The following is a 21152-nucleotide window of genomic DNA, read 5'->3' as shown; positions in this document are numbered from 1 at the left end:
GGAGCCCGCCGCGCGCAGCCACTGCGGAGGCGGGCGCTCGTAGACTGGGGGCATGCCTCCGATCGTGCACGGATTCGACTGGCCCGATCGCGTCGTCGTGGGGACCGTCGGCTCACCCGGCTCGCGCTCCTTCTACCTCCAGGCCAAGACCGGGCCCCGCGTGGTCAGCGTCGGCCTCGAGAAGCAGCAGTCGGCCCTCCTCGCCGAGAAGATCGACGAGATCCTCGACCAGCTGATGACCGCCCAGGGCAACCCGGTCAGCGTCCCCGCCGGCACTCCCCCGGAGCTCGTCGACAACGATCCGCTCGACCAGCCCGTGGAGCCCGAGTTCCGCGTCGGCGGGCTCAGCCTCGGCTGGGACCCGTCCACCGCGCAGATCGTGATCGAGGCCTACCCGCTGACCGAGGCGGAGGACGACTCCGAGGAGGAGCCCGAGCCGACCGAGATGCTGCAGGTGAAGATCCCGGTCGGGACGGCGCGCGCCTTCGCGAAGCGCACCCTCGAGGTCGTCGGCGCCGGGCGCCCGCTCTGCCCCCGCTGCGGCGAGCCGATGGATCCCGACGGGCACGACTGCCCGCTCGCATGAGCGACCCGGGCGGGCTCGACGGCGAGCTGGAGCTGGCCGGCCGGATCACGATCGCCTCGAACGCGACGTTCCTCGCGCAGCTCGGCGAGACGTCCGTCGTCTACAAGCCGATCTCGGGCGAGAAGCCGCTGTGGGACTTCCCGGACGGCGTGCTCGCGGGCCGCGAGGTCGCCGCGTACCTGGTCTCGGAGGCGCTCGGCTGGAACGTGGTGCCGCGCACCTGGCTCCGCGACGGTCCGCTCGGGCCGGGCATGGTGCAGCTCTGGCAGGACATCGATCCGGACCAGGACGCGGTCGACCTGGTGCCCGCCGACACCGTGCCGGACGGATGGCGGCACGTCCTCGACGGCAGCGACGAGGAGGACCGCGACATCTCGCTCGTGCACGAGGACTCGACGGCGCTGCGCCGGATGGCCGTGTTCGACGTGGTCGCCAACAACGCGGACCGGAAGGGCGGGCACGTGCTCGCGCTGCCCGACGGCCACCGCTACGGCGTCGACCACGGCCTCACCTTCCACTCCGAGCACAAGCTGCGCACGGTCCTCTGGGGCTGGATCGGCGAACCGCTGCTCGAGGAGGAGCTGGCGGCGCTGGCGCTCCTGCGCGCGCAGATCGACGGACCGCTCGGCGAGGCTCTCTCGGAGCTGCTCACCGAGGACGAGGTCGCCGCGTTCGCGAAGCGCTGCGAGCGGCTCGGCTCCTCCGGCCGCTTCCCGGGCCCGCGGGGCGGGATGCCCGCGGTGCCCTGGCCGCTGTTCTGAGCCGGGCGCGTTCAGAACTCAGGACGAACGCCTCCGGAGCGGCGGAGATCCGCTGATCCTGAGGCGCGGAAGCGGATTCCTCCTGCATCCTGAACGGCTCAGAAGCTCCAGCCTCGGCCGAACAGCTCCTCGCCCGGCGACCCGCCGCCGCCCGGACCCGCGCCGCGAGCGCCGAGGTACGACGAGACGACGGCCGCGCCCAGGTCCTCCGCCTCCGGGTTCACCACCGAGCCGCCGACCCGGCGGGCGAGCGAGTCGATGAAGCGCGCGAGGCCGGGGTCGTCGCCCAGCCGGAAGAACGTGGTGTGCGCGCCCAGTCGGAGCGACGCGTCGAGCTCGCGGACCGAGACGGCGACGGTCAGCGGGTCCGGCGGATAGTCGAAGAAGACGCCGCCGTCGGGCTCGAGGTGCGCGGTCGGCTCGCCGTCGGTGACGATGAGCAGCACCGGCTGCGCGTTCGGGTGCTTGCGGAAGTGCCGGTTGGCCAGCAGCAGCGCGTGGTGCAGGTTCGTGCCCTTGTCCCACTCCGCGTCCAGGCCCACCAGCTGCTCGACGTCCATCACCTCGGCACGCCGGCCGAAGGCGACGAGCTGCAGCGCGTCCCCGCGGAACCGGCTGCTGATCAGGGTGTGCAGGGCGAGCGCGGTGCGCTTCATCGGCACCCAGCGGCCGTCCATCGCCATCGAGAACGACGTGTCGACGAGGAGCGCGACGCAGGCCTGCGTGCGCGCCTCCGTCTCCTGCACCTCGACGTCGTCGATCCGGATGCGCACTCCCGAGCCGACCGGGCGGCCCTCGCCGGCGGTGCGGGTGAGGGCGTTGGTGACCGTGCGGGGGATGTCCCAGGCCTCGGTGTCGCCGAACTCCCACGCGCGCGTCGCTCCGGAGCGCTCGCCCGCCGCGCCCGCGCGGCGGACGTCGCGGGCGCCCTGGCGGCCGGAGACGGTCTCGGCGATGTCGCGCAGGAGCGCCTTGCCGAGTTGGCGCATGGCCTTGGGGCTGAGCGCGAGGCGGCCGTCGGAGTTGCGGCGCAGCGTGCCGGAGTCGCGCAGGGCCCGCTCCAGGCGCTTCAGCGTCTGCGCGTCGACGGAGGCGTCCTCGCCCAGGCGCTTCGCCAGCAGGTCGAGGTCGAGGTCGTCGAGGGAGGAGCGGTCCGTCTGCGCGAGCTGGTCAGCGAGGGCGTCGAGGTCGGCCAGCTCCTGGAACACGCCCGTCCCGTCGCCGAGGCCGAGCCCCTGCTCGCCGTCCATCCGCTCGGAGCCGCCCCAGTCCTCGCCGGGACGGAGCCCGCGCAGGGTCTCGTCGAGGCGGCCGAGGGACTGCATCAGCTCGGGAGTGCCGAAGGCCTGCTGGGCGAGGGCGTCGAGCTCGGCCCGCTGCTCGGCGGTCATCGAGTTGCGCATCCGCTGAGCCGCGGCCGCGCGGGCGGCGAGCGCATCGATCAGCTCGTCCACCGACTCCGGGCCCTCGGGGAAGTACTCGCCGTGCTGCTCCATGAACGCGTCGAACTGCTCCGGAGTGTCCTCGCCGCGCGCGTGCGCCTCGAGCAGCTCGGTGAGGTCGCGGAGCATCGCATCGATCGCGGCCCGGTCCTCATCGCTCGCGTTCTCGAGCGCCTGCTTCATCCCCTCGAACCGCTGGTCGAGCATCTCGCGGCCCAGGAGCTCGCGGATCCGCTCGAAGTCGGCGCGCGCCTCAGGGCTCTGCCAGCGGTAGTCGCTCAGCTCCGAGACGGCCGCGGCCGGCGAGGGCGGGAGGCTGTCGAGCTGGATCTCGGCGAGCGCCCGGTCGCCGTCGTCCATCTGCGTGTCGCGGGCGAGCTGCTTGCGCTCGGCGAGGACGGCCTTGTCGAGCAGCTCGCGGATCTCCCGGAGGGTGCCGTCGAGGTTGTTCTTCTGCGTGAGCTCGCGACGGCGCTCGGCGACGCGGGCGGCCAGGTCGTCCAGGCCCTCGCGGTCGCGCGTGCCGCGCCGAAGGAACTCGCGCAGGGCGCGCTCGGGAGAGGTGCCGCCCATCACGTCCTCGCCGATCGCGTCGAGGGCCTCCTTCAGGTCGACCGGAGGGGCGAGCGGATCGGGTCCGCCGTCGTACTTCGCGTAGCGCGCGTCGCGCTTCAGCCGCCGGTTGCCGCGCGGAGCATCAGCCATAGACGGCCTCGCCCCCGCCCGTCTCCTTGCTCAGCTTGCGCGAGAGGTAGAGGCCCTCGAGAGCGAGCTCGACGGCTCCGGCGCGGCGCCCCTCCCCCACGGCGTCGAGGCGCTCGGCGACCTCGTCGTAGACGCGGGCCTCGCCCAGCAACGGCAGGCCGGCCAGGAACTCGCGGGCGGTCACCTGCTCGCCGGTCGTGATCATCGCGCCGTTCTCGACCGCCTCGACGAGCGGCCCGAGGTCGACGCCGCGCAGGTGGGCGCGGACGGTCTCGGCGGTGGCCTGTCGGAGCAGGTGGTCGAGGATCTCGTCCTCGCGGCCCTCCTCGCCCGACTCGAACTCGATCTTGCCGCCGAGCACGTCGACGGCGGTCTCGAGGTCGATGGGGCGGGCCACCGCCTCCTCCTCGCCGCGGCGGGTGGCGCGGTGCAGGGCGGCGGCGGCGATGGTCTCGGCGCCGGCGATGGCGAAGCGTGCGCTGACGCCGCTGCGCTGGTCGACGGAGCTCGACTCGCGCAGGGCGCGCGTGAAGCGGGCGAGGATCTCGATGAGCGCGTCGGGCACGGTCGCGACGAGGTCCGCCTCCTGCCGGATGACGGCGACCTCGTCGACGAGGGCGGTCGGGTAGTGAGTGCGGATCTCGGCGCCGAAGCGGTCCTTCAGCGGCGTGATGATCCGGCCGCGGTTCGTGTAGTCCTCCGGGTTCGCGCTCGCGACGACGAGGACGTCGAGCGGGAGGCGGAGGACGTAGCCGCGGATCTGGATGTCGCGCTCCTCCATCACGTTGAGCATGGCGACCTGGATCCGCTCGGCCAGGTCCGGCAGCTCGTTGATCGCGACGATGCCGCGGTGGCTGCGCGGGATGAGACCGAAGTGGATCGTCTCCGGGTCGCCCAGGCTGCGACCCTCGGCCACCTTCATCGGGTCGACGTCGCCGATGAGGTCGGCGACGCTGGTGTCGGGGGTGGCCAGCTTCTCGACGTAGCGCTCCTCGCGCGGCTTCCACGCGACGGGCAGGTCCTCGCCCAGCTCCTGCGCGCGGCGGCGGCTCTCCGTGGTGATCGGCTCGTAGGGGTGCTCGCCGAGCTCGGATCCCTCGATCACGGGCGTCCACTCGTCGAGCAGGCCGACGAGGGTGCGCAGGAGGCGGGTCTTGCCCTGGCCGCGCTCGCCCAGCAGGACGATGTCGTGGCCGGCGAGGACGGCGCGCTCGACCTGCGGGATCACGGTCTCGGCGAAGCCGTGCAGGCCCGGCCAGGGGTCGCGGCCCTCGCGCAGGGCGTCGAGCAGGTTGTCGCGGATCTCGGTGCGGAGGCTCTTCTGCACGTGCCCGGAGGCACGGAGCTGGCCGAGGGTCTGGGGCGTCGGGCGCATCACCTCGGCAACGCTACGCCGGAGGTCCGACACGTGGTGGAGGTGCGGCGGATTCGCGGGTGGGACCGCCCGCCCCCTTCCCTGAGAGGCCTCGAAGGGTCCGGTGCGAGGCTCGATCCACCGTCGAGACAGGAGCTCAGCCGATGACGAACCGCACCGGCCTCGCGGCCGCCGCCCTCGCGCTCGGCGCGCTGCTCGCCTCCTGCTCGGCCGCGCCGCCGAGCGCACCGCTGCCCTCGGGAGCCGACGCGCCGCGCGCCGTCGCCGAGGGGCTGGAGGCGCCCTGGTCGGTGGCTTTCGCCGACGGCGTCCCGCTCGTCAGCGAGCGCGACAGCGGCCGGATCCTCGAGCTGGCCGAGGACGGCACGACCCGCGTGATCGGCGTCGTCGACGACGTGGTCGCGGAGGGCGAGAGCGGACTCCTCGGACTCGCGGCAGCGGGCGGGGTGCTCATCGCCTACTCGACCGGGCCGGACGGCAACCGGCTCCAGCGCTTCGACCTCACCGGCTCCGCGGGCTCGCTCGGCCTCGGGCCCGCGCGGACGATCCTCGACCGGATCCCGGCCGCGCGCACCCATGACGGCGGCCGAATCGCGATCGGACCGGACGGCCTGCTCTACGCGACCGTGGGCGATGCCGGCCGGCGCGAGGCGGCGCAGGATCCGGAGTCGCTCTCCGGCAAGATCCTCCGGATGACCCTCGACGGCGAGGCGCCCGCCGACAACCCGACGCCCGGATCCCTCGTCTACAGCCTCGGCCACCGCAACCCGCAGGGCCTCGCCTGGTCCGCCGACGGCACGCTCTTCGCGAGCGAGTTCGGGCAGGACACCTGGGACGAGCTCAACATCATCGAGCCCGGTGCGAACTACGGCTGGCCGGTCGTCGAGGGCGCCGCGGGCGAGGAGGGCTTCGCCGACCCCGTGCAGCAGTGGACGCCCGATGAGGCGAGTCCGAGCGGGATGGCGGTGGTGGACGAGGTGCTCTACCTGGCGAACCTCCGCGGGGAGGTGCTGCGCGCGGTGCCCGTCGCGGACCCGTCGACGTCCACCGACTACGTGCGAGGCGAGTACGGCAGGCTGCGGGACGCGGTGGCGGCTCCGAGCGGAGACCTGTGGTTCGTGACCAGCAACACGGGCGGACGCGGGTCGCCCGGGAACGCCGACGACCGGATCCTGAGCGTGCCGCCCCCGCGTGCCGACTGACGGGTCGCGCAGCGGAGGCCGGACGGACGGGTCCTCCCCGGGCGGGGCTCGGCGGCGGGCTGCTCAGCGGCTCGACCGGAGCCCAGCCGGCCGGGATGCTGGACGAGGTCCGTGTCCGGGGCGCTGGAGGCTCGCACGACGTCGGTTGAGAAGGGGTGGCCTCGGCTGTCAGGCGAGGCCGAGTGCTCGCGGCCGACGTCGTGCCGTCGGTGGCCGCGATCAGCCGCGGTCGAGCCGCGGGGCCGCGGCGAGCAGTCGGCGGGTGTAGTCCTCCTGCGGCGCGGCCAGGAGCGACGCGGCGGGGCCCGTCTCGACGATCCGGCCCTCGCGCATCACCGCGATGCGGTCGCTCATGTGGGCGATCACGCCGAGGTCGTGCGAGATCAGGAGCAGCGCGAGGCCGTGACGGCGCTGCAGGTCGTCGAGGAGGTCGAGGATCTGGGCCTGCACCGACACGTCGAGGGCCGAGACGGGCTCGTCGCAGATCAGCACGTCGGGGCGGGTGGCGAGGGCTCTGGCGATCGAGACGCGCTGGCGCTGGCCGCCCGAGAGGGTGCGCGGCGAGCGCCGCTCCAGGGCGGGGTCGAGCCCCACGCTCTCGAGCAGCTCGGGCACGGAGGCGGCGCCGGCGTCGCGGAGGAGCCGCCCGACACTCCAGCGCGGGTCGAACGAGGAGAGGCTGTCCTGGTAGACGGCGCCGATCCGCGGGCGGCGGGGTCGGCGGGAGCGCTCCGTCGCGGCGGACCACGGCTCGCCGGACAGCTCGACGGTGCCGGCATCGGGGCGGCGCAGCGCGAGCAGGAGGCGGGCGACCGTGCTCTTGCCGGAGCCGGACTCGCCGACCAGGCCGAGGGTCTCGCCGCGCCGCAGCTCGAGGTCGACGCCGTCGACGGCGGTGCGCACGCCTCCGCCGGCAAGCGGGAACCGGGCCGACAGGCCGCGCGCGGCGAGCACCGTCTCCCCTGCGGCCGCCGGCGGGAGGATCGGGGCCGAGGGGTCCGTCAGCCGGGAGCCGCGCGGGCGCCCGGCGGGGACAGCGGCCACGAGTGCGCGGGCCTCGGGGCTCCGGGGCGCGCGCAGCACCTCGGCCGCGGTCCCCTCCTCCACCACGCGGCCGTCGGCGAGCACGAGGATGCGGTCGGCGAGGCCCGCCACCACGGCGAGGTCGTGCGAGACCAGGACGAGCGCCCGGCCGCGCGCCTTCTGCTCGGCGAAGAGCTCGAGCACGCGGGCCTGCACGGTGACGTCGAGCGCGGTGGTCGGCTCGTCGGCGACGAGCAGCGGCGGATCGAGCGCCACGGCCGCCGCGAGGAGGGCGCGCTGGCGGAGCCCGCCGGAGAGGTCGCCGGAGCGCTCGCGCATCCGCTCGGCCGGCTCCGGCATCCCGACGCTCGCCAGTGCCTCGACCGTCCGCTGCGCGCGTTCGGCCGCGGGCAGGCGGCCGTGGAGGCGGAGCACGTCGCCGATCTCGCGGCCGATCGGGCGCAGCGGGTCGAGCGACAGCAGCGCGTCCTGCGGGACGAAGCCGACGGATCCGCCGCGCAGCCGCCGCAGCTCCCGCTCGCCGGCGCCGACCACTTCGGTCCCGCCGACGCGGACGCTCCCGGTCACGGCGCCTCCGCTCAGCCCCAGCAGCGCTCGCGCGGTGACGCTCTTCCCCGACCCCGACTCGCCGACGATCGCGACGCACTCCCCCGGCTCCACGCGGAACGAGATCCCGTGCACCACCTCGACGCCGTCGAAGGCGACCCGGAGACCCTCGACGACGACCGCGCTCACCGCGCGCCCCGCAGACGCCCGCCGAGGACCGTCGTCGCGATCGTGGTCAGCACGATCGCCAGTCCCGGGAACACGGTCAGCCACCACGCGCTCGCGAGGTAGGTGCGGCCCGCCGAGAGCATCGCGCCCCACTCCGGCGCGGGCGGCTCGGCGCCCAGACCCAGGTAGCTGAGGGCCGAGGCCCAGACGATCGCCTGGCCGACGCCGAGGGTCGCCAGCACAGCGAGCGGCCCGAAGGTGTTGGGGAGGACGTGCCGCACGAGGATGCGGACGGGCCCGTGCCCCAGGACGCGCGCCGCCTCGACGTAGCCGGAGTCGCGGATGCCGAGCAGCCGGGTGCGCAGGATGCGGGCGTACCCGGGTGCGGTCGAGAGGCCGACCGCGATCGTGGCGGGGACGACTCCGGGGCCCGTGACCACGATCACGAGCAGCGCGAGCAGGAGCGCGGGGAAGGCGAAGAGCACCTCGAGCACGCGGCCGATCACGCCGTCGACGACGCGGCCTCCGAACGCTGCGACCACCCCGAGCACCGCGCCCAGGACGAGGCCGATCGCGGTGGCGCTGGCGCCGATCAGGAGGGACGCGCCCGCCCCCGCGATGAGGCGGCTGAGCACGTCGCGGCCGGACTCGTCGGTGCCGAGCAGGTGCGCGGCGCCCGGTGGCGCGAAGGCGTCGCGCGGGGCGACGGCGAGCGGATCGGAGGGGGCGAGCAGCCCGGGCGCGACGGCGGCGAGCAGGAGCAGCACCACGAAGACCGCGGCCAGCACCTCGCCGGCGCGGAGGCGGGACGCACCCCGGCGGAGCGGGCGGGCGGCGCGCAGCTCGAGCTCGCTCACGCGACCGACTCCCGCCGGGCCAGACGCGGGTCGATCACGCGCGTCAGCAGATCGGTGGCGAGGGTCACGACGATGTACGCCAGCGCCGTGACCAGCACGACTCCCGTCACCACCGGCACGTCGCGGACGGTCACCGCCGCGAGCAGCGTCCGGCCGAGCCCCGGTCGCGCGAAGATCGTCTCGACCACCACGGCCCCGCCGATCAGGTAGCCGAACGCCCAGCCCGAGAGCGAGACCCCCGGCAGCACCGCGTGACGCAGCGCGTGGCGGGTGCGGACGCCGAGCTCGCCCTCGCCGCGCGCCCGAGCGGCGAGCACGAACGGCGACTCCAGCGCGTCGAGGAGGGAGCGGCGCATCACCTGGCCGAGGAAGCCCGCCAGCGGGATCGCGAGGGTGAGCGTCGGCAGGACGAGTCCGGCGGGGGCTCCAGTGCTCACCGGGGGCAGCCAGCGCAGCGCGGTCGCGAAGACGGCGATCAGGACGGTCGCCAGCCAGAAGTGCGGGAGCGCGGCCGCCGTGAGCTCGAGGCCGGACCCGATCGCGGCGGCGAGCCGGCCGCCCCGGGTCGACCAGAGGGCCGTCGCGAGCGCGAGAATCCACGCGGCGGTCAGCGCGAGCACGGCGAGCAGGAGGGTGCCGGGCAGCTGCTCGCCGAGGATCTGCGCGACCGGGGTGCGGAGGGAGTAGGAGGCGCCGAGGTCGCCGCGCGCGAGCCTGCCGAGCTGCACCAGGTACTGCACGAGGAGGGGCTGGTCGAGTCCGTACTGCTCCCGCACCGCGGCGAGCGCCTCGGGCGACGCCTGCGAGCCCGGGCCGCCGAGGATCGCCTGCGCCGGATCGCCGGGGACGAGGCGGATGAGGACGAAGACGGCGGTCGCGACGGCCCAGAGCACCACGAGGGCGCCCCCGAGGCGGAGGAGCACGCGGCGGATCATGCGGGCGGACGTCCTCTCTCGGGTCGGCGCGGTGGGGTGCGCCGGTTCGGGGGCTTCATCGAGGTCCGCACGCTTCGGAGTGCGAAGTCTCGACACGCCGCCGACGGCGGCTGCTCGACCAGCAGGTGACTGCTCATCGAGCAGCGCAGGCGGCGCTCCTCGGCCGGGTCAGACCCAGGCGTCCGCGAACCAGGGGGTCGACACCGTGTCGAGGGCGACGAGGCCCTGGACGGCCGATCGGTGCAGGTAGTGGTTCTGCTGGTCGTAGAGCGGCAGGATCCAGTAGCCCTCGAGGACGATCCGCTGCGCCTGCTCGTACAGGTCGGCGCGGGCGTCCTCGTCGGTCGTGGCACTGGCCTGCTCGAGCAGCGAGTCGAGCGCGGGGTCGGCGATCTGCGCGTGGTTGGCGAAGTAGCCGCTCGGCGCCGGGGTGATGCCGGAGGAGGAGTAGAGGATCCGCAGCACGTCGGGCCCGACCTTCGTGTACGGGGCGCTCACCAGCTCGTACTCGTTCGACGCGAGCGCGGTGTACCAGCTCGACAGGTCGAGCAGGCTGATCCGCACGTCGAAGCCGAGGGTCTTCGCCGAGGCCTGGATCTGCTCGAACAGCGACTGCTCGGCCGGGATCGACTGGTTGGTGCTGACGGGGAAGCGCAGCACGAGCGGCGTGCCGTCCTTCTCGCGGACGCCGTCGCCGTCCGAGTCCACCCAGCCGGCCTTCTCGAGCAGCTCCTCCGCGGCGGCCGTCTCGGAGTCGGATCCGGCGTCCTCGAAGAGCGACGGGTCGGAGTACGCGGTCGCCTCGCGGCTCGACAGCGGGGAGTAGGAGCGCTCGGCGGTGCCGAAGAAGAGGGAGTCGATCGCGTCGTTCACGCCGACGCCGCGGACGAACGCCTCGCGGACGGACTCGTCGTCGAACGGCGCCTGGCCGGAGTTGAGCTCGAGGCGGTTGACCGAGCCGGGACGCGGAGCGTCGAGCTCGACGAGGTCGGAGGCTCCGGTAGCGGCCTTCAGGGTGTCGGGCTGGGCGTTGTCGAGCACGTCGACCTCGCCCGACTGCAGCGCCGCGTAGCGGGTGGCGGAGTCGGGGATGAAGCGCCAGGTGATGCTCGCCAGGTGCGCGGGGCCCTCGTGGCCGTCGCCCGTCGGGCCGGTCGACGCGTCGTACGCCTCGTTGCGGGTGAGGGTCACGTGGTCCTGCTTGACCCACTCCGAGACGGTGAAGGGGCCGGTGCCGACGGGCGCCTCGCAGTTGGCCTCCTCGCCGCGGGCGATGCCGGCGGGCGACTCGATCGCGGTCCACGGCTGCGCGAGCGACTCGAGCAGCGCGCTGTCGGGCGCGGTGAGGGTGAAGCGAGCGACGGTCGGCGACACGGCGGTGACGGAGGCGACCTTCGCCACGGCGAGGTAGCCGGTCGAGGACTTGGTCGCCGGGTCCTGCAGGTGCGCGATGTTCGCGGCGACCGCCTCCGCGTCGAGCGCGGTGCCGTCGGTGAAGGTCACGCCCTCGCGCAGCGTGAAGTCGTAGCTGAGCGCATCGTCCGAGACGGTCCACGACTCGGCCAGCCACGGCGTGATGGCGCCGTCGGCGTCGCGCGAGACGAGCGACTCGAGCACCTGCGTCGCGAGGAGCGCCTGCGGGTAGTTGCCGCCGACGTGCGGATCGAGGCAGGTGGGCTCGGCGTCGCCGGACGCGTAGGTGAGCGTGCCGCCGTCGACGGGGGTGGTGGAGGCGCTCGGAGCCTCGGCGGTGCAGCCGCTCAGCAGGAACGCGGCGGCCGCGACGGCGGCGGGGAGGGCGAGGAGGCGGGGGCGCAGCGGCATGACGTCTTTCGTGGAGGGGTCGGGGGCGTTCGCGTTTCTTGGACGCGACCCAGGAAACGCTAGCAGGGCGTCGGGCCCGCTGACGGTGGTCGCGCGGATCTGTGGACGGGTGACGGGATCCCCTGCTGGGGAGGGACGAATCGCGCTGGCGGACGTGCCTGACGCGCCAGCCGAGGTGGATCGATGCCCGCTCTCCTACTGTCGACGCATGACCTCCGCCGTGCTCGCCCTGGTGTTCGGATCCGCGATCGCCGTCGTCGGCCTCGTGCCCTGGGCCGCCCTGCAGTACCGGCGGCGCGGCGTCCTCGGAGTCGGCAACGCGGTGCTGGCCTTCGCCGCCGTGGTCTACGCGCTCGCCCTCGTCACCTACACGCTCCTCCCCCTGCCGGACGAGGCGACGGTCGCCGCCGCCTGCCGTGCCGGATCGGGTCCGCAGCTGCGCCTGTTCGCCTTCGTCGGCGACATCGCGAAGGAGGGCGGGATCGACGGGCCCCGCGCGTTGCTGACGAATCCCGCGTCCGCGCAGGTGCTCCTGAACGTGGTCTTCTTCGTCCCCCTCGGGATGCTCGTCCGCCATCTCGCTCTGCGCGGGCGCCTCGTCGCCGGGCTGATCGGCGGCACCGTCGTCGGCTTCGCCGTCTCGCTCCTCATCGAGGTCACGCAGCTCACGGGCGACTGGTTCCTCTACCCGTGCGCCTACCGGCTCTTCGACGTCGACGACCTGCTGGCGAACACCGTCGGCGCCCTGCTCGGCGCGCTCCTCTCCCCCGTCCTCCTCGTCTTCACCCGCCGGACCGAGGGCGCGGTGCCGGAGCTGGCGCGCCCGGTCACGATCCGCCGCCGCGCGTTCGGCATGCTCTGCGACGCGCTCGCCCTGAGCCTCATCACGGGCGCGCTCGTCTCGATCACCGGGGTCGGCCTCGTGCTCGCGGGGGTGGACACGCGGTCGAGCCCCGCGGACGTGGTTCTCGGAGTCCTGCCGTTCGCGGCCCCGCTGCTCCAGCTGGTGATCGTGCTGCGCTCGGGGCGGACCCTCGGCGAGACGGTGGTGCGCCTTCGCCCCGAGCCGCGGCCGGTCGCCTGGCAGCGGCTCGTGCGCTGGTCGGCGGGCTCGGGCGGCTGGTCGACGCTGCTCGCCGTCGAGGGCGGGTTCTGGGGGCTGCTCGCGTTCCTCCTCGGGGCGGCCGCCGTGATCGGCCTGATCGCGACCCGGGGCCGCCGGGGGACGGCGAACGCGCTGGCGCGCCTCGACGTCGTGGACGAGCGGGCGGAGGCACCGATGGCCGTCCGCAAGACGGACTGAGAGGAGCCCGCCGGACGCCTGGGCGGGCTCCTCGTCAGACCGCCGCGCGGAACCCCTCGACCAGGTCGTGCTGCGCCTCGCGCCCGGCGCGCGTGGGCACGAGCGGGTAGACGTGCACCTGACCGACGGCCTCGTGCAGCTCGAACGGGACGCCGACCGCCGCCGCCCGCTCGGCCAGAGCATGCGCGTCCGGGTTGAGGACGTCGCGAGTGCCGGTGAAGACGGTGAGCGGCCCGAGGCCCGCCAGGTCGCCGAACAGCGGGCTGACCACGGGATCGAGCAGGTCGAGGGAGCCGCGCCAGCTCTCGGCGAGGACGCGAGCGCCCGGGGTGCCGAGCCACGGATCGGTCGGCTGCACCTCGGGGATCCGCGGATTGCTCCAGGAGAGGTCGAGCGCCGGCGAGACGAGGGTCGTGCGAGGCAGGACCACCCCGTCGTCGCGCAGGGCGAGGGCCGTCGAGAGGGCGATCTGGCCGCCCGCCGAATCGCCGGCCAGACAGGTCGCGCCGTGCCGCTCCAGACTCCGCAGCGCCAGGGCGCGGACGCCGTCGCGCGCCTCGAGCGCGGTGCCGAACGGCACGAGCGGGTAGATCGGCAGGGTGACCGCGACCGAGGCCTCGTCGGCGATGCGGGCGGCGAGCCACCAGTGCTGGGGCGCGATCTCGTTCACCCAGCCGCCGCCGTGGACGTAGACGACGCCGCCGCGGATCACCCGCGGGCGGATCGTGTAGACCGGCCAGGAGCCGACCTGCTCCACGTCGACGCGCACGCCGGGCCGGAGGCGGGGCGGCGGTCCGTAGGAGGCGGGACGCAGCGCGCGCTCCCGGATGCGGCGGCGGGCTCCCTCCGCGCTGACGAAGGTGCGGTTCGCGCGGGCGAGCCGGAGCGCGAGCGGGACGAGGGCATCGGGGACGACGAGCGGCATCGCTCGAGCATCCCGCACGCCGGTGCGCAGCGGCTGGGCGGCGACGGGTGCCGCGGCGCCGGAGTCACCCGGAGGCGCGAGGTCCGACGGTCGCGGTCGCGGTCGAGGCGCGGGGTCCGCGGACGAGGCGCGGGGTCCGCGGACGAGGCGCGGGGGTCAGCGGACGAGGCGCGTCGGACCGGACCGGCCGGACGACCGGCACCCGCGGACAGCACGACGGCCCGGCCCGTGGAGGGAGCCGGGCCGGGGCCGCCGGTCAGCGTGGTGACTGCACGCCCGCGGAGCGCGGGACGGCAGAGACTGCTGTCGGCCGTGCGGTGCGGGTCAGCGGCGCGCGGCGGAGCGGCCGGCGAAGCGCGTGTAGACGAGCAGGACGATGATCGCTCCGATGATCGAGCCGATGATGCCGGCGGGCTGGAAGAAGCCGTCCATCGGGTCGTGCTGGAAGATCAGGAAGCCGAGGAAGCCGCCGACGAACGAGCCGACGATGCCGAGCACGATGGTCATGCCGATGCTGATGCTCTGCTTCCCGGGGACGATGAGCCGGGCCAGCGCTCCCGCGATGAGTCCGACGACGATGAGGCTGATGATGAGACCGAGCATGGCGGTCGTCCTTCCGTTGTGCGGGCGGGGGCCCGCTGGTCGGTTCCGCGGTTGCGGGACCGGTGGCTACGCAACCACCCCGGAGGAGGCGCCGGTACACCCCTGGGGGTGTGCTCGCCCCGACGAGCCGTGCGGTAGCGTCCGACCATGACCCGCCGTGCGCCCCTCACCGTCGCGCTCGTCGACGACTACGACGTCGTCCTCACGGGCCTCGCGCACATGTTCGACCACTACCGCGACCGGGTGGTCGTCGCCGAGATCGACGCGAACGCCGCTCTCTCCGACCGGATCGACGTCGTCCTCTACGACTCGTTCGCCCAGCCGGAGTCGGACCACCACGAGATCGCGGAGCTGGTGCGCAACGAGCGGGCCGAGCACGTGGTCGTCTACACCTGGAACTTCGCCCCGACGCTCATCGCGGACGCCCTCGAGCAGGGCGTCCACGGCTACCTCTCCAAGACCCTGCCGGCGCGGGAGCTGGTGGCCGCGCTCGAGCGGGTGGCCGCGGGCGAGGTGGTCGTCAGCGATCCTCCGCGGCGGGCGGGCAGCGCGCCGGGCCTCGACTGGCCGGGCCGCCACGAGGGCATCACCGACCGGGAGTCGGAGATCCTCGCGCTGATCACGCAGGGCAAGAGCAACGCCGACGTCGCCGCGCTCACCTACCTCAGCCCCAACACGGTGAAGTCCTACATCCGCAGCGTCTACGGCAAGATCGGCGCGACCAGCCGCACGCAGGCCGTCCTCTGGGGCGTCGACCACGGCTTCACGCCCGACCACCACCGCATCGACCACTGGCTCGGCGGCCCCTGACCCGGCCCGGCCACCCGCCCGCGAGATGCCACTTCGGTACGCGACACGCCGACGAACGCGTACCGAAGTGGCATCTCGCGGGAGGGGGACGGGGGCGCACGCACCGCTACGGTGTGGCCATGCCCCTCGACCGCGCGCCGACCATCCGCGACGTCGCGGTGCGGGCCGGGGTGTCGTACCAGACGGTCTCGCGGGTGCTCAACGACAGCCCCCAGCTGCGGCCGCGCACCCGGGAGCGCGTGCTCGCCGCGATCGAGGACCTCGGCTTCCGCCCCAGCGCCGCCGCCCGCGCCCTGGCGACCAGCCGCTCCGGCCTGATCGGGATCCTCGCCGCCGAGAGCCACAGCTTCTACGGCACCGCCACCGCGATGGCCGCGATCGAGCAGGCGGCGCGCGACGCGGGCTACCGGGTCCCGGTGGTGAACGCGGCGCCGGACGCGGAGTCGCTGGCCGACGGCCTCGCCCATCTGCAGCGGGAGTCGGTGGAGGCGATCGTGGTCCTCGCCCCGCAGGAGCGCGCGCTGGAGGCGATCGAGAGCCTCGCGATCGGCGTCCCCTCGGTGACCCTCGGCGCGACGGACCGCGGAGCCGACTCCCTGCTCCTCGTCGACCAGGCGGCCGGGGCGCGGCTCGCGACCGAGCACCTCGTCGGCCTCGGCCACACCCGCATCGCGCACCTCGCCGGTCCGCAGCACTGGGTGGAGGCGCAGGCCCGGCTCGAGGGCTTCGGCGCCGGGATGGGCGCGGCCGGCCTCGCGCCCATCGCCGTCGTCGAGGGCGACTGGAGCGCCGAGTCCGGCTACCGCGCCGGCCTCCGGCTCCTCGACGCCACTCCCCTGCCGACCGCGGTCTTCGCCGGCAACGACCAGATGGCGCTCGGACTCCTGCACGCCTGCACCGAGCGGGGACTGCGCGTGCCCGAGGACCTCAGCGTCGTAGGCTTCGACGACGTCCCCGAGGCCGCGCACTACCAGCCGCCGCTGACGACCATCCGCCAGGACTTCGCGGAGGTCGGGCGCCGCACGATCGGCGTCGTGCTCGCGGAGCTGCGCGGCGAGAAGCCCGCCGTCGACCGCCCGGTGCCGCCGGTGCTGGTGGAGCGGGCCTCGACCGCTCGGGCCTGATCGCCCGGCAGCCCCCGCCTCACCCGGCGTTCGGCAGCAGCACCTCCACGCGGCCGTCGCGCACCCGCGTCTCGAACCGCGGCTGCGGGGAGGTGGCCGGTCCGCGCAGCACGTCGCCGGTCTCGAGGGAGAAGGCGCTGCCGTGCCACGGGCAGGCGATGCAGGCCTCGCCGGCGGCGTCCTCCGCGAGCTCGCCCTCGTCGAGGGGCGCGGACAGGTGGCTGCACGTGTTGGAGAGGACGTCGACACGAGCCCCCCGCCGGAAGGCGAGCAGGGGAAGGCCCGCGACCTCCTTCCTCACCGGGGTGCGCTCCGGCAGGTCCGCCAGGGCGCCGAGCTCCTGCCAGCCCGACGGGAAGCGGTGCGGGACGTCCTCGGCGTGGTTCGCTCCCGCCGCCTGCCGGTAGCTGAGGTGGCCGCCGAGGTAGCCGCCGCCAGAGACGACGGCGAGGCCGAGCATCCCGAGCACCTTGCCGCTCGTGGTGCGCCCGCGGCGGCGCTGCAGCCACGACGCGGCGTAGAGGCCCGTCGCGACCACGTTGGCCGCCGAATGCACCAGCCCGACGCGGGTCTGCTGCTCGTGCAGCTCCGACCAGTCGGTGAAGCCGGAGGCGGCGGTCGGCAGGACGCTGATCACGCCGACGCCGACGAGGGTCCGCGCGGCGCGCTCGTTCCCGGGCAGCAGGTCGAGCACCGCCGCCGAGAGCCAGGCACCGGCGGGGACCAGGACGAGCAGCGGATGGACGGGGTGGCCGACCGGGACGCCGTGCAGCACGTCTCGCACCGGCTGGGGGCGGACGACCGCGTTCACCGCGGTCCGCACCCGGGCGACCAGCGGATCGAGGGAGGAGGCGTTCTCGAGACGGGTGACGAGTCCGACGAACTTCATTTCGCGCATGCCCCAGCGCACCGCGGCGGGGCGTCGAGCGGAAGGGGGTTGCGGGCAGGACCGAGCGTCCCCTCGACGGCAGGCCCCTCGCTTGCCGACCCCGAGCCGTTTCGCCTACGCTGACCCGGGGCTTTGTGAACGGTCACATCGCCCGAGCGAGGAGCATGATGGACCAGCGCAGGCCCACCCCCGCCGACGTGATCGCGAGCGGCGCCACCGCCCTCGGCATCGAGCTCGGCTCCACCCGGATCAAGGCGTGCCTGGTCGACGCGGCCGACCCGTCCGTGGTCCTCGCGGTCGGCAGCCACGAGTGGGAGAACCAGTTCGTCGACCGCCGCTGGACCTACTCCCTCGACGCCGTCCACGCGGGCCTCCAGGCCGCCTACGCGGACCTCGTCGCCGACGCCTCGTCGCGCCACGGCGTGCAGCTCTCCTCCGTCGGAGCGCTCGGCGTCTCGGCGATGATGCACGGCTACCTCCCCTTCGACGCGGAGGGCGAGCTGCTCGTCCCCTTCCGCACCTGGCGCAACACCAGCACCGGGCCCGCGTCGGCCGAGCTCACCGAGCTGTTCGGCGCCAACATCCCGCTGCGCTGGTCGCTCGCGCACCTGCACCAGGCGGTCCTCGACTCCGAGCCGCACGTCGAGCGGATCGACTTCCTCACCACCCTCGCCGGCTACGTGCACTGGCGCCTCACCGGCGAGAAGGTCCTCGGAGTCGGCGACGCCTCCGGCATGGTCCCGACCGACCCGGCGACCCGCGACTACGACCAGCGCGTCGTCGACCTCTACGACGAGCGCGCGGCCGGCGCCGTGAAGCCCCTGCGCGAGCTGCTGCCCGCCGTGCTCCCCGCGGGCGCCGACGCCGGCTCGCTCACCGCCGAGGGCGCGCTCCTGCTCGACCCCACCGGCTCCCTCCGGCCCGGCGCCCCCGCCTGCCCGCCCGAGGGCGACGCCGGCACGGGCATGGTGGCGACCAACTCCGTCGCCCCGCGCACCGGCAACGTCAGCGCCGGCACCAGCATCTTCGCCATGGTCGTCCTCGAGGGCCCGCTGGAGAGCGTGCACCACGAGCTCGATCTCGTCGCGACCCCCGCCGGCGACCTCGTCGCGATGGTCCACTGCAACAACGGGGCCAGCGAGCTCGCCGGCTGGGTCGGCCTGTTCTCGCGGTTCGCCGCCGCGTCCGGCGGTCCCTCCGACAGCGACGCCGTCTACGGCACCCTCTTCGCCGAGGCGCTCGAGGGCGAGGCCGACGCGGGCGGACTGCTCGCCTACAACCACCTCGCGGGCGAGCCGATCGCGGGCCTGGTCGAGGGCCGCCCGCTCGTCGTGCGCACCCCCGACTCGCGCCTCACCCTCGCCAACTTCATGCGCGCGCAGCTCTACGGCGTGTTCGGGACCCTGGCGCTGGGCATGCGCGTCCTCGCCGGCGAGGGCGTCCGGATCGACGAGATGTTCGCGCATGGAGGCATGTTCCGCACCGCCGGAGTCGCCCAGCGCTTCCTCGCCGGCGCGCTCGACGCCCCCGTCTCGGTCGCCGCGACCGCCTCCGAGGGCGGCCCGTGGGGCATGGCCGTGCTCGCCGCCTACCGCCTGCAGAGCGGAGTCGCGCTCGACGCGTACCTGACCGGCCAGGTCTTCGGCGACTCCGGCTTCGAGACCGTCGCCCCCGACGCGGACGACGTCGCCGGCTTCTCCGCCTACCTCGAGCGCTACCGCGCCGGCCTCGCCGTCGAGCAGACCGCCGTCGAGACCCTCACCGACCCGCAGAACCAGGGAGCCACCGCATGACCACTCAGACCCCCGCCGTCGAGGAGGCGATCGCCCGCGTCCGCGAGGACGTCGCGCGGCTGCACTCCGAGCTCGTCCGCTACGGCCTCGTGATCTGGACCGGCGGCAACATCTCGGGCCGCGTGCCCGGCGCCGACCTCTTCGTGATCAAGCCCAGCGGCGTCTCCTACGACGACCTCGCGCCCGAGAACATGATCCTCTGCGACCTCGACGGCAACGTCGTCCCCGGCACCCCCGGCAGCGACCGCAGCCCCTCCAGCGACACCGCGGCCCACGCCTACGTGTACCGCGAGATGCCCGAGGTCGGCGGAGTCGTGCACACGCACTCCACCTACGCGACCGCGTGGGCGGCCCGCGCCGAGTCGATCCCCTGCGTCATCACCGCGATGGCCGACGAGTTCGGCGGGGAGATCCCCATCGGCCCGTTCGCGATCATCGGCGACGACTCCATCGGCCGCGGCATCGTCGCGACCCTCAGCGGGCACCGCTCGCGCGCGGTCCTGATGCAGAACCACGGCGTCTTCACCATCGGCAAGGACGCGAAGGACGCCGTCAAGGCGGCCGTCATGGCCGAGGACGTCGCCCGCACCGTGCACCTCGCGCGCCAGGGCGGCGAGCTCGTCCCCATCCCGCAGGAGTCGATCGACGCCCTGTTCGACCGCTACCAGAACGTCTACGGACAGAACCCCACCGGAGCCATCGCATGAGCGTGTACCAGAGCATCATCCCCGACCTCGCCACCCGCACCGTCTGGTTCCTGACCGGCAGCCAGGACCTCTACGGCGAGGACACCCTCCGCCAGGTCGCCGAGCAGTCGCAGGCCGTCGTGGCGCAGCTCAACGAGGCGAGCGCGATCCCGGTGACCGTCGAGTGGAAGCCGGTGCTGAAGAGCTCCGACGCCATCCGCCGCACGATGATCGAGGCGAACTCCGACGACTCCGTCGTGGGCGTCATCACCTGGATGCACACCTTCAGCCCCTCGAAGATGTGGATCCACGGCTTCGACGCACTCGCCAAGCCGCTGCTGCACTTCCACACCCAGGCGAACGTCGCCCTGCCGTGGCAGGACATCGACTTCGACTTCATGAACCTCAACCAGGCCGCGCACGGCGACCGCGAGCACGGCTACATCCTCAGCCGGATGAGCGTGCCCCGGAAGACCGTCGTCGGCCACGCGAGCGACGCCCGCGTCACCGAGGCCATCGGCATCTGGTCGCGCGCGGCCGCCGGCTGGTCCGCCTCGCAGAGCATGAAGGTCGCGCGCTTCGGCGACAACATGCGCAACGTCGCCGTCACCGAGGGCGACAAGACCGAGGCCGAGATCCGCCTCGGCGTCAGCGTCAACACCTGGGGCGTGAACGAGCTCGTCGAGCGCGTCGACGCCGCCACCTCCGAGCAGATCGACGCGCTCGTCGCCGAGTACCTCGAGAGCTACGACGTGGTCCCCGAGCTGCTCCCCGGCGGCGAGCGCCACGAGTCGCTCCGCTACGGCGCCGCGGTCGAGATCGGCCTGCGCTCGTTCCTGGAGGAGGGCGGCTTCGAGGCGTTCACCGACAGCTTCGAGGACCTCGGCGGGCTCCGCCAGCTCCCCGGCCTCGCCGTGCAGCGCCTCATGGCCGACGGCTACGGCTTCGGCGGTGAGGGCGACTGGAAGACGGCCGTCCTCATCCGCATCGCCGCCGTCATGGGCGCCGGCCTCCCCGGCGGCACCAGCCTGATGGAGGACTACACCTACGACATGACGCCCGGCGAGGAGCTCATCCTCGGCGCGCACATGCTCGAGGTCTCGCCGTCCCTGTCCTCGAAGCGCGCGTCGCTCGAGATCCACCCGCTGGGCATCGGCGGCCGCGAGGACCCGGTGCGCCTGGTCTTCACCGCCGACGCGGGGGACGCGGTCGTCGTCGCACTGAGCGACGTCCGCGAGCGCTTCCGCCTGGTCGCCAACAAGGTCCGGACCGTCGAGCCTCCGCAGACGCTGCCGCACCTGCCCGTCGGCCGCGCCGTCTGGCAGCCCGCCCCGGACTTCGGCACCAGCGCCGCGGCGTGGATCACCGCCGGTGCCGCGCACCACACGGTGATGACCACGCAGATCGGCCTGGAGGCGTGGGAGGACTTCGCCCGCATCGCCGGCGTCGAGCTCCTCGTGATCGACGAGTCGACCACCCTCCGCGGCTTCGAGTCCGACATCCGCTCGAACGCGGCGTACTACCGCCTCTCCCAGGGCCTGTAGATCCTGCGAGGACGGACGGCCGGCTCCCTG

18 protein-coding genes are annotated in these 21152 nt (G+C 74.1%); 9 read left to right on the top strand and 9 right to left on the bottom strand.

From position 1 onward, the window contains the following. Positions 1–52: 52 nt before the first annotated feature. Both GSU45_RS02770 and GSU45_RS02765 read left to right on the top strand, forming a co-directional pair. Positions 53–586 (top strand): DUF3090 domain-containing protein, encoded by a 534-nt coding sequence (locus tag GSU45_RS02770; RefSeq protein WP_104225051.1) that lies wholly within the window; start codon positions 53–55, stop codon positions 584–586. After that, positions 583–1347, top strand: a complete 765-nt coding sequence (locus GSU45_RS02765) for an SCO1664 family protein (protein ID WP_159912519.1) — start codon at positions 583–585, stop codon at positions 1345–1347. The genes GSU45_RS02770 and GSU45_RS02765 overlap by 4 nt, the downstream gene beginning before the upstream one ends. A 98-nt stretch (positions 1348–1445) precedes the next feature. Here the strand turns inward: GSU45_RS02765 and GSU45_RS02760 are convergent, their stop codons facing one another. Both GSU45_RS02760 and GSU45_RS02755 read right to left on the bottom strand, forming a co-directional pair. Then, positions 1446–3494, bottom strand: a complete 2049-nt coding sequence (locus tag GSU45_RS02760; protein ID WP_159912517.1) for a VWA domain-containing protein — start codon at positions 3492–3494, stop codon at positions 1446–1448. After that, on the bottom strand, positions 3487–4869 hold the full coding sequence (locus GSU45_RS02755) for a magnesium chelatase (RefSeq protein ID WP_159912515.1): 1383 nt from the start codon (positions 4867–4869) through the stop codon (positions 3487–3489). The genes GSU45_RS02760 and GSU45_RS02755 overlap by 8 nt, the downstream gene beginning before the upstream one ends. Positions 4870–5012: 143 nt before the next feature. Here GSU45_RS02755 and GSU45_RS02750 point away from each other — a divergent pair, with 143 nt between their 5' ends. Beyond that, complete coding sequence (locus tag GSU45_RS02750) at positions 5013–6071, top strand: PQQ-dependent sugar dehydrogenase (RefSeq protein ID WP_159912513.1); 1059 nt, start codon at positions 5013–5015, stop codon at positions 6069–6071. Positions 6072–6290: 219 nt separating this feature from the next. Here GSU45_RS02750 and GSU45_RS02745 read toward each other — a convergent pair whose 3' ends face one another. The 4 genes from GSU45_RS02745 to GSU45_RS02730 form a co-directional block, all read right to left on the bottom strand. Next, positions 6291–7850: an ABC transporter ATP-binding protein gene (locus tag GSU45_RS02745; RefSeq protein ID WP_159912511.1), complete on the bottom strand. Its 1560-nt coding sequence runs from the start codon at positions 7848–7850 to the stop codon at positions 6291–6293. Beyond that, a complete protein-coding gene (locus GSU45_RS02740; RefSeq protein WP_159912509.1) occupies positions 7847–8686 on the bottom strand; it encodes an ABC transporter permease in 840 nt (279 codons plus the stop codon). The genes GSU45_RS02745 and GSU45_RS02740 overlap by 4 nt, the downstream gene beginning before the upstream one ends. Continuing rightward, on the bottom strand, positions 8683–9621 hold the full coding sequence (locus GSU45_RS02735; protein WP_159912507.1) for an ABC transporter permease: 939 nt from the start codon (positions 9619–9621) through the stop codon (positions 8683–8685). Before GSU45_RS02735 ends, GSU45_RS02740 begins: the two co-directional genes overlap by 4 nt. 168 nt (positions 9622–9789) lie before the next feature. Beyond that, the gene (locus GSU45_RS02730; protein WP_159912505.1) at positions 9790–11445 is read right to left on the bottom strand and encodes an ABC transporter substrate-binding protein; all 1656 of its coding nucleotides are present in this window, start codon (positions 11443–11445) and stop codon (positions 9790–9792) included. 208 nt (positions 11446–11653) lie between these two features. Here GSU45_RS02730 and GSU45_RS02725 point away from each other — a divergent pair, with 208 nt between their 5' ends. Then, entirely contained in the window at positions 11654–12748 is a 1095-nt protein-coding gene (locus GSU45_RS02725) for a VanZ family protein (protein ID WP_159912503.1), read from the top strand. 34 nt (positions 12749–12782) lie between these two features. Here GSU45_RS02725 and GSU45_RS02720 read toward each other — a convergent pair whose 3' ends face one another. After that, the gene (locus GSU45_RS02720) at positions 12783–13673 is read right to left on the bottom strand and encodes an alpha/beta hydrolase fold domain-containing protein (RefSeq protein WP_159912501.1); all 891 of its coding nucleotides are present in this window, start codon (positions 13671–13673) and stop codon (positions 12783–12785) included. Positions 13674–13997: 324 nt separating this feature from the next. Further along, positions 13998–14276, bottom strand: a complete 279-nt coding sequence (locus GSU45_RS02715) for a GlsB/YeaQ/YmgE family stress response membrane protein (protein WP_104225042.1) — start codon at positions 14274–14276, stop codon at positions 13998–14000. Between the two features lie 147 nt (positions 14277–14423). Between GSU45_RS02715 and GSU45_RS02710 the strand changes: the two genes are divergently transcribed. Further along, positions 14424–15086 (top strand): response regulator transcription factor, encoded by a 663-nt coding sequence (locus tag GSU45_RS02710; RefSeq protein ID WP_159912499.1) that lies wholly within the window; start codon positions 14424–14426, stop codon positions 15084–15086. A gap of 119 nt (positions 15087–15205) precedes the next feature. Next, positions 15206–16210 (top strand): LacI family DNA-binding transcriptional regulator, encoded by a 1005-nt coding sequence (locus tag GSU45_RS02705; RefSeq protein WP_159912497.1) that lies wholly within the window; start codon positions 15206–15208, stop codon positions 16208–16210. Between the two features lie 19 nt (positions 16211–16229). Here the strand turns inward: GSU45_RS02705 and GSU45_RS02700 are convergent, their stop codons facing one another. Beyond that, a complete protein-coding gene (locus GSU45_RS02700; RefSeq protein ID WP_159912495.1) occupies positions 16230–17108 on the bottom strand; it encodes a Rieske 2Fe-2S domain-containing protein in 879 nt (292 codons plus the stop codon). A gap of 158 nt (positions 17109–17266) precedes the next feature. Here GSU45_RS02700 and GSU45_RS02695 point away from each other — a divergent pair, with 158 nt between their 5' ends. From GSU45_RS02695 to araA, 3 genes are read left to right on the top strand one after another with little or no spacing between them, the layout of a single operon-like run. Further along, entirely contained in the window at positions 17267–18892 is a 1626-nt protein-coding gene (locus GSU45_RS02695; protein ID WP_159912493.1) for an FGGY-family carbohydrate kinase, read from the top strand. Then, positions 18889–19599, top strand: a complete 711-nt coding sequence (locus tag GSU45_RS02690) for an L-ribulose-5-phosphate 4-epimerase (protein WP_104224687.1) — start codon at positions 18889–18891, stop codon at positions 19597–19599. Before GSU45_RS02695 ends, GSU45_RS02690 begins: the two co-directional genes overlap by 4 nt. Beyond that, entirely contained in the window at positions 19596–21122 is a 1527-nt protein-coding gene (araA, locus tag GSU45_RS02685) for an L-arabinose isomerase (protein ID WP_159912491.1), read from the top strand. The genes GSU45_RS02690 and araA overlap by 4 nt, the downstream gene beginning before the upstream one ends. The last annotated feature ends 30 nt before the right edge of the window (positions 21123–21152 follow it).

It is taken from the genome of Rathayibacter sp. VKM Ac-2801 (assembly GCF_009834245.1).
Taxonomy (GTDB): Bacteria; Actinomycetota; Actinomycetes; order Actinomycetales; family Microbacteriaceae; genus Rathayibacter.
This window is presented reverse-complemented; position numbering and strand designations above follow the sequence as displayed.